General features: G+C 47.4%; 1 pseudogene. It reads left to right on the plus strand.

What is annotated here, in order from left to right:
- A pseudogene (gene vmeV, locus R7190_RS26190) lies at positions 1 to 907 on the plus strand (multidrug efflux RND transporter permease subunit VmeV); the annotation flags it as partial.

Consider the following 907-nt stretch of genomic DNA (forward strand, 5'->3'; position numbering starts at 1 on the left):
GCCGTTATTGCGTTTGGCAATGTGAAGCAGCAATTCTTCCCGCCTTCGAATACGCCGATGTTCTACGTTGATATGTGGATGCCAGAAGGTACGGATATCCGTCAGACCATTAAGCAAGCGGAAAAAGTAGAAAGCTATATTCGTCAGCAAGATGACATCGATTTTGTCTCGGTTTCGATTGGCCAAGGTCTACAACGTTTTGCATTGACGTACCAACCGGAGAAAAGCTACGAGGCTTACGCTCAGTTCCAAGTGCGAACAACTGACCGTGACAATATGTTCAAGCTGCTTCACAAGCTGGATGACAATTTAGCGAAGACGTTCGATGAGCCTACGTTCCAGTTCAAACTGATGGAATTTGGTCCGTCTCCAGCGTCTAAAATTGAAGCGCGTATTACTGGCCCAGATCCGAAAGTGTTGCGAGAACTAGCGGTTCAGGTGGAAGACATTCTTCACACAGATCCAGGGGCGAGAAACATTCGCCACGATTGGCGTGAAAGAACGAAAGAACTTGTGCCCGTCTTCAACGAATCTAAAGCGCGTCGCCTTGGTATTTCGAAAGAAGATCTATCAAGTACGCTGCAAATGGCGTTTGGCGGCAGCACGTTTGGTGTTCTGCGTGACGGAACTCATACGTTACCTATTATGATGCGTCTACCTGAAGCGGAGCGTGTGGACTTTGAATCGCTACAAAACGTGAAGATTTGGAGCCCGTCATTACAAACGTACATTCCTGTCGATCAAATCATTGATGGTGTCGAACTAGATTGGAGTGAGCCTCTGATCCAACGCCGAGACAGAAAACGCACCTTAACTGTGTTGGCTGACCACGATGTATTGAGTGATGATACGGCGGCAAGTTTGTTTGCTCGTGTACAACCAAAAGTGATGGCTTTACACATCCCTG

The sequence above is a fragment of the Vibrio sp. 1078-1 genome, assembly GCF_033340475.1.